Raw genomic sequence first — 6,823 nt, 5'->3', positions numbered from 1 at the left:
CCCGCGATGGCCGCGATCTCAGGGCAAATGTGCCGGTTGATCTGGAAACAGCCATTCTTGGCGGCAAGATCGTGATCCCGACGCCCAAGGGGCAGGTGACCATGAAGGTGCCTCCTCATTCCGATACCGGTACGGTGCTGCGGCTGGGTGGCCGTGGTGTCGCCGAGCACGGCCAGCACAAGGCAGGAAACCTGTACGTCACCCTTCAGGTCAGGATTGGTGACGTCGATCCCAAGCTCGAAGCGTTCTTTGCCGAGCAGCGCGCGCAGCAGGCTGAGGAGGCCTGATAACGGTGGCGAGGCCCGGTTTTTTCGACTGGAAGCTGATCTTCACCCGTGAGGTGATGGGGGCCATTGTCGCCCTTCTTTCCACCGCATTGCTCGTGGTTTTCTGCTATGGTGGCATGAGGATCTCGGGGATCTGGGCCGGACTTTAGTCTTTCCATCACGGGGGAGTGTGATATCTCGGGTCCACTGATCTGATTTCTTGACCCGGACCCCCCTCATGAGCGCATCCTCTCTTACAGAGCTTCCGACGCGACGACAGGCCTTCTCGGTCGTCTTCGCGATCGAACTCTGGGAACGTTTTGGCTATTACGGCATGCAGGCCGTACTGACGCTCTATCTGGTTCAGCGTCTGGGGCTGAGCGACGTGGCAGCCAATGTCATGATCGCCGCCTTTGTTGGTCTTACCTACATTACCCCGGTTCTTGGTGGCTATGCCGGCGATCGCATCCTCGGCCCGAGGCGCACCATGCTGATGGGTGCGTTTGCGCTGGTCTTTGGTTATGCGGCGCTTGCGCTTGCTGACCAGCATCGTTCATTGCTGTTTTTCGCCATGGCCCTGATCTCGGCAGGGAATGGCCTGTTCAAGCCCAATGCGGCCAATCTGGTACGTCGCATTTATGAAGGTGACGACGCTGCGCTCGATGCCGCGTTCACCATCTATTACATGTCGGTCAATGTGGGCTCGACCGTCTCAATGCTCATCACCCCGCTGCTGCAGGATCGCTATGGACCTGCAAGCGCCTTCCTGACCTGTTCGGGCGGGCTTGTCGTGGGTCTGGCCTATTATTTCTGGCGTCGACGCTGGATCCATCACGCTGGCTCAGCGCTGGATCAGGGGCCTTTCCAGTTGAAACCGTTTCTGACCGTGTTTGGCGGCTTTGTACTGACCGTACTTGTGCTGACAGGCATCATCGCCAGCCCCGGGATCGCACGGCTCTGCGTCTGGTGTGCCACGGCGGCCATCGCCTTCCTGTGGGGGCGTCTCTACTGGCGCTCGGGCAATGCAGCCCGACCCGGTTTGCGCCTGACTTTCCTGCTCTGTCTGGAGAGCATGGCCTATCTGATTTTCTATCAGCAGATGATGACATCGCTTACGCTTTTTGCGCTGCGTGCTGTCGATGGTGATCTTCGTATCGGTGGCGTCACCCTGGTGCATCTCAGCGCGGGCCAGTTTCAGGCGCTCAATCCGATCTGGATCATGCTGGCGAGCCCGGTTCTGGCAGCGCTGTATAACCGTCTGGCCCGTCAGGGGCGCGACCTGTCCCTTGCGCACAAGATGGTGCTTGGCTTCGGCCTCGTGACGCTGGGCTTCCTCATCTGGTGGATTGCCGCTTCTCATGCCCAGCCTCTGGTTTCGGCTTGGGTCATGGTTCTGGGTTACGGTCTGATCTCGATTGCCGAGCTTCTGACCATGGCGCTAGGGCTGGCGATTATCGCTCGCTACACCTTGCCCGAAAGCAGCGGCTTCATGATGGGGTCGCTCTATCTGCTATGGGGCGTGGCCATGTACGCCGGCAGTCTGGTTGCCAATTTCGCTGCGGCCACAGGTACACCGGCAACGGGCGCTGCAGCGGCGGCACTCTATGTGCCTCTCTTCCGCGATTTGTTCGTGGCAGGGTTGATCCTGACAGGTGTTCTCGTATGCCTCTTGCCGCTGGCGAAGCGCTGGGATCGTGAGCATGTTCTGGCGACAGGACTGCACGCCAATCCTGATGCCCGCCCCGCCATGCCTGCCGAAATGGAAGGCTAGTCTTCCTGGGTCGGGGCGGTCTCTCTGAGCCGCCTCGACCCGCATCTGTACTCATGTTTTGCAGGTCGCAGGGGACGGCAGGAGCATTTGATGCTTTGCCGCGGCGTATCGTTTCTACTCCCCGGCAGAGGCGCTTCTCTGTTTCCCAGCTAAAGGTTCAAGGCCGATACGTGCCGTTCTAATGCTTTTGAGAGCAGGCATTTCTTGCAAGCGCCCCTTGCTCTCGATACGCCGCCTCCGGCGCGTAAGAGGTCGAGCGCTGACCCGGCAACCTGCTTCAGGCCTGTTTCCAACATCCTGATATCCCTGAACGATGAGAAGCAGAATGGCACCGCATGCTCGGGTTTTGCCAATTGCTTCGCATGATGCCTATGATCCTGCCGTTCAGAATGACCCTGTTCAGAAGGACGACAACATGAAGCCGAACTCCCGTCTCGCTCTCGCCGGTCTTGCTCTCATGGCCGGTACGGCAGCTCTGCCCTGCCTGCCCGTCACAGGGCTCGTTTCACCGGCATTGGCTGCCAGTGCCCCGGCTGCCGACGCACCGCTGACGCTCAAGATTCTCAAGGTTGAGGGCAACAAGGCCGTCTCGACTGACGAAATCATGGCCGCACTTCCCTATCATGTGGGTGATACCGTCACGCGCGATCAGCTCGATGCAGGCGTGCAGAAAGTGGCGGATCTCTACAAGGCCAAGAACATGGGCGCCAAGTTCAGCGAGAAGGAGCGCTTTGTCAAAAACACGGTGCAGTTCTATCTCGTGATCGAAGAGCAGGCACCGCAGGCCGCCGCAGCCCCCGCGCCGTTCGTGCTCGACAAGGTCGAGTTTGTCGGCAACAAGAAAGTGCCGACCGCCGAACTTGAAGCTGTGACGAAGCTGCGTCCCGGTGCCACTGTGACGGCAGAAGCCGCAACCGCTGATACGCAAGCTATCCAGAAGGTCTATCAGAAGCATGATCTGGGCGTGCAGATCCAGCCAGTCGCCACCCAGCCCAATCACGACAACCATGTCGTGCTGACCTATCAGATCACCGAGAAGTAAGGCGGTCCGATATCGTCTCTCGCTATCAACCGGCGCAGGGTGCCGCGGTACCCTGCCTGCCGGATCGCCCGACCCTTCCCGTCAAGGGGCGGGCTGACCATCCAGCGCCTTGAAGAAGGCTTCGTCCAGCCGGACTGGTGTCAGGGCAGACGGAAGGTAGAGGGGGTGCTCGGGTCGGCCTCCCTTGCTCAGCCTTAGAACGAACAGTGGGATCCCGGCGGCGTGCAGGGTCTGCGCGACATGGTTGCCGCGTGCCCGTAATGAAGGGTGGGTGGGTGAGCCATAGGCCAGTATCACCTTGTCGGCCTGCCGCGCCATATCGAGCAATGCCGCATTATTGCCTGGCCCCACAGGGTCCTCGACTTCAAGCAGACGCTTCTGGTCCGTGCAGCGATAGCCAAAGCTGTTGCCGACAAACATCGCCCCATACCCCCACTCGCGGGCGTAGCGCTGGCATTTGGCAACGGTCCGGTCATCGCCATACTCGGTGGCAACAGACGGATTCATCATTAGCCACATGATGCTGCGCTTTTCCGACGCCCATACCCTGTGCAGGCGGTAGCGGTAGCAGTCACCGGGGCCATCGTAGAGAGCGGTGCTTTTCACGTCATCCTGAAGACGCAGGGGACGTGAGGCACCAACATGGTGGGTCTTGTCTGATGAAGTCATGAATGAAGTGGCCACCCGTCACGGCGCGTGGCCCAATCCCTATTTGCGGCGGTTCTTCATGGTATCAGCTTTGAAACTCTTCAGCGCTGCCAGCGCCTTGCTGACATGATTGCCCGGAGAGTCCGTGCTGATTGTGTCGATAATCTGCCCTTCAGGCGCGATCACATAGGTAATCCGCTGCGCAATATCGAGCATAGGCATCTTGGCATCATACAGGCGCGTGACCTTGCCATCGGTATCGGACGCTACGGGGAACTGTCCCTTGATCTGGCTGACTGAGAAATCATCCAGTTTGTGGATGTTGTCCATCGACACGCCGATGACACTGGCGCCAAGCGCCTTGAACTGGGGCATGGCGTCCGCAAAACCATGCGCCTCGGCCGTGCAGCCCTTGGTGAAGGCCGCCGGGTAGAAGTAAAGCACCACGGGGCCGTTCTTGAGGGCGTCGTGCAGCGTAAAGCTGGTTTCCTGCCCATTCTGCGTGGCGGGAAGCGTGAAATCCGGTGCTTCACCCCCTTGCTTAAGCGCAGCGTGTGCCGAGGGGACCGCCGCTGCTAACGAGAGTGACAGGAGAGCGGCGGAAACGGGGATAAAGCAGCGTTTCATGATGTCTCCACAGGGAGCTGGGTCAGAATGATGATCCCGGAGAGACGACGACGCAGGGTGTGTCGCGGCCCATTTTCCGGCAGGCGGCCACGGCATTGTCATGGGAGAGATTGACCAGACGCGCCCGATACAGATGCGCCCGGCCCGACTGCACCGTGGAAACCTGACTACGCGCGCCGGAAAGCGAAGTTCCGCCATGATTCTGGGCTTGAGCCACGGCGCGTGTAGCCTGCACGGCAGAATTATAGGCGCCCACCTGAATAGCCCAGTTGCTGGGTGTGATGGCCGTAGCCGCGCGGGATGGGGCTGTCTGGCGAGCGGGGCGCGGCGTCATGACAGCCAGTACCGGCTCGGCAGAAAGACGCCGTCCGACCGGGATAGGCTGTACAGGTGCCCGTCCCGCCCAGGCCTGCGCCACATTATCGGTCGGCGAGTCCGAGGACGAATCCGATGCCGAACTTGTCAGGCTTGCCATCTGGACCGGGGCGGGAGTCGCCACGATACCGCGTGCAGCCCAGGCCGAACTGACGGAAGCGCGGTTCGACGCGGGCGCAGGGGCTTCTGCCACCTGCATGTCCTGCTGGTCGGCACTGTAAGTGGCTGCCTGCGCCTGATGTCGCCATGCTGCCCGGACAGTTGCCGTTTCACTGTCATTCTGGGCCACCATCGTCGCCGCCGAGGGGTCGTGCTGGGCTACCAGCAGATCGGCAGCCGAGCGATTGCGCGGCCAGATCCCTGCGATCTGCGGCCCGACATGAGCAACATAGCGGCGGGTTTCGCGCGGCAGGGCGCGGCCCCGGCGAAGATAAGAGTCGAGACTGCCGGGACCGTCATTATAGGCAGCGAGGAAGCCCGGAGAGCCATAGATGTCGTACATCTGCCGGATATAGGCTGTGCCCGCCATGATGTTGTCATGCGGGTCATAAGCGTCATCGCCGAGGCTGTACTGCATGCGCATATCGTCATAGGTGGGCGGCATGAGCTGCATCAGCCCCATCGCACCCGGTGCCGACGTCGTGAACTGGCCGTTGCGATCGTACAGTCTGCCTCCCGATTCCTGCATCATGACGGAGCGAATCCAGGTGCTCGGGACGTCAAAACGCTGCGATGCCTCCTCGATATACGGTCCCCATGGGTCATCTGCCGGACCGGGCGGAGCGTAGTAGGATTTGGCGTGCTCGCGGTAATGGGCGGCTTCCTGTGCAACCGGTACCTGAGGGCGCTGCGGGGTGCTGGCGCAGGCGGAGAGCAGGGCTGTCATTCCTGTGATCAGCAGGAGACGTTTGGGCGGTGCCCCCGCAAGACGGGACCGGCCGGCTTCTTGCTGTCCGGTCTGGAAAGTCGAATGACGGGGAGGAGCCATGATGGATTTCACCTGATGCAACCGAGCGTGATCCGTAATATGGGGCAGGATTGAGGCAAAACTACGGAGCCGATCAAGAGAAAGAAAGCCTAAAATCACGAGATGATAGGGTGGCGAGTGATTTCGCTGGCAACATTGTGTCCCGGTTGCGGAAAAGAACCTTATCAGCTACGCGAATTGTCCTGTGCCTGGGGTGTTTTCAGGCGCCTGTCCCACACGAGACTGTCAGCACTCCCCGGAGAGACATGAGCAAGAGTCGTTATGCCCTCGCATGGAATGATATCGTCTCAGGGCTGCATATGTGGCGCTTAGGCGCCACGCTGGGCTGGACTGATATTCGCCTGCGTTATCGCGGTTCGGTACTGGGGCCATTCTGGCTCACGCTCTCTGCGCTTGTCATGATCGCCTCGATGGGTGTGATCTATGCGCGCCTCTTCCATATGGTGCTTCGCGATTATCTGCCCTACCTCTCGCTTTCCATGGCGCTCTGGCAGGTCGGGATCGCCAGTCTGCTAACGGAATCCTGTACCTGCTTCGTTGAGGCGGAAGGGACGATCCATGCAATGAAACTGCCCTACACCCTTCATGCCATCAGGCTGCTGGTGCGCAACCTGATCGTGTTTGGTCACAGTATCATTGTCCCCATTGGCGTCTTTGTTCTCTATGGTGTCTGGCCGGGAATCATCAGCGTTGCGGCCTTGCCGGGCCTCGTTCTGTGGGCGCTGAACGGTTATGCGGCCTGCCTGCTGCTAGGGCCTTTCTGCGCCCGGTTCCGTGATATCACCTCCGTGATCGGGGCCTTGATGCAGATTGCCTTCTACGTGACACCGATCATCTGGCAACCAGCCCAGCTTGGCCCACGTGGCCGGTATCTCGTGTTCAACCCGTTCTATGACATGATGGAGCTGGTTCGGGGGCCCATACTGGGCCATTTACCCAGCCTCAGCGTCATCGCGGTCTCCTGTTGTGTCAGTCTCGTATGGTGCGTACTGGGCTTTCTGACCTTTGTCAGAACCCGTGAGCGCCTTGCGTTCTGGGTGTAAAGACGATGGCCTCCATTACCCTTCGGGATTACTCCCTGATTTATCCCATGTTTCATGGGAGCG

Annotated in this window: 8 protein-coding genes; 5 read left to right on the top strand and 3 right to left on the bottom strand. The window is 60.0% G+C overall.

The features are described 5' to 3' along the window. From P792_RS0120480 to P792_RS35305, 4 genes are all read left to right on the top strand, one after another. Positions 1–287, top strand: a 287-nt coding sequence (locus P792_RS0120480) for a DnaJ C-terminal domain-containing protein (RefSeq protein WP_031241753.1), incomplete at its 5' end; no start/stop codon positions are given. A 5-nt stretch (positions 288–292) separates the two neighbouring features. After that, the gene (locus P792_RS37860; RefSeq protein WP_023980004.1) at positions 293–436 is read left to right on the top strand and encodes a hypothetical protein; all 144 of its coding nucleotides are present in this window, start codon (positions 293–295) and stop codon (positions 434–436) included. A gap of 68 nt (positions 437–504) precedes the next feature. Next, a complete protein-coding gene (locus P792_RS35310; protein ID WP_023980003.1) occupies positions 505–2,037 on the top strand; it encodes a peptide MFS transporter in 1,533 nt (510 codons plus the stop codon). 325 nt (positions 2,038–2,362) lie between these two features. Next, entirely contained in the window at positions 2,363–3,079 is a 717-nt protein-coding gene (locus tag P792_RS35305) for a POTRA domain-containing protein (RefSeq protein ID WP_023980002.1), read from the top strand. Between the two features lie 81 nt (positions 3,080–3,160). Here the strand turns inward: P792_RS35305 and P792_RS35300 are convergent, their stop codons facing one another. The 3 genes from P792_RS35300 to P792_RS35290 are packed head-to-tail and all read right to left on the bottom strand — an operon-like array spanning position 3,161 to position 5,717. Further along, positions 3,161–3,748 carry a DUF1643 domain-containing protein gene (locus P792_RS35300; RefSeq protein ID WP_023980001.1) on the bottom strand — a complete coding sequence of 196 codons (588 nt, stop codon included), beginning with the start codon at positions 3,746–3,748 and terminating at the stop codon, positions 3,161–3,163. Between the two features lie 39 nt (positions 3,749–3,787). Then, on the bottom strand, positions 3,788–4,354 hold the full coding sequence (locus P792_RS35295) for a peroxiredoxin (protein WP_023980000.1): 567 nt from the start codon (positions 4,352–4,354) through the stop codon (positions 3,788–3,790). Positions 4,355–4,376: 22 nt separating this feature from the next. After that, positions 4,377–5,717 carry a lytic transglycosylase domain-containing protein gene (locus P792_RS35290; RefSeq protein ID WP_031241748.1) on the bottom strand — a complete coding sequence of 447 codons (1,341 nt, stop codon included), beginning with the start codon at positions 5,715–5,717 and terminating at the stop codon, positions 4,377–4,379. A 245-nt stretch (positions 5,718–5,962) separates the two neighbouring features. Between P792_RS35290 and P792_RS35285 the strand changes: the two genes are divergently transcribed. Further along, the gene (locus tag P792_RS35285) at positions 5,963–6,760 is read left to right on the top strand and encodes an ABC transporter permease (RefSeq protein WP_031241746.1); all 798 of its coding nucleotides are present in this window, start codon (positions 5,963–5,965) and stop codon (positions 6,758–6,760) included. The last annotated feature ends 63 nt before the right edge of the window (positions 6,761–6,823 follow it).

This window comes from Asaia sp. SF2.1, from assembly GCF_000505765.1.
GTDB lineage: Bacteria > Pseudomonadota > Alphaproteobacteria > Acetobacterales > Acetobacteraceae > Asaia > Asaia bogorensis.
The sequence above is the reverse complement of the archived record's forward strand: the minus strand, read 5'-3'. Positions and strand labels throughout refer to the sequence as shown.

What these genes read in the sequence shown, in the direction of transcription:
- P792_RS35290 (WP_031241748.1), bottom strand. Translation starts at nt 5,717, where the DNA reads ATGGCTCCTCCCCGTCATTCGACTTTCCAGACCGGACAGCAAGAAGCC.
- P792_RS35310 (WP_023980003.1), top strand. Translation starts at nt 505, where the DNA reads ATGAGCGCATCCTCTCTTACAGAGCTTCCGACGCGACGACAGGCCTTC.
- P792_RS35295 (WP_023980000.1), bottom strand. Translation starts at nt 4,354, where the DNA reads ATGAAACGCTGCTTTATCCCCGTTTCCGCCGCTCTCCTGTCACTCTCG.
- P792_RS35305 (WP_023980002.1), top strand. Translation starts at nt 2,363, where the DNA reads ATGGCACCGCATGCTCGGGTTTTGCCAATTGCTTCGCATGATGCCTAT.
- P792_RS35300 (WP_023980001.1), bottom strand. Translation starts at nt 3,748, where the DNA reads ATGACTTCATCAGACAAGACCCACCATGTTGGTGCCTCACGTCCCCTG.
- P792_RS35285 (WP_031241746.1), top strand. Translation starts at nt 5,963, where the DNA reads ATGAGCAAGAGTCGTTATGCCCTCGCATGGAATGATATCGTCTCAGGG.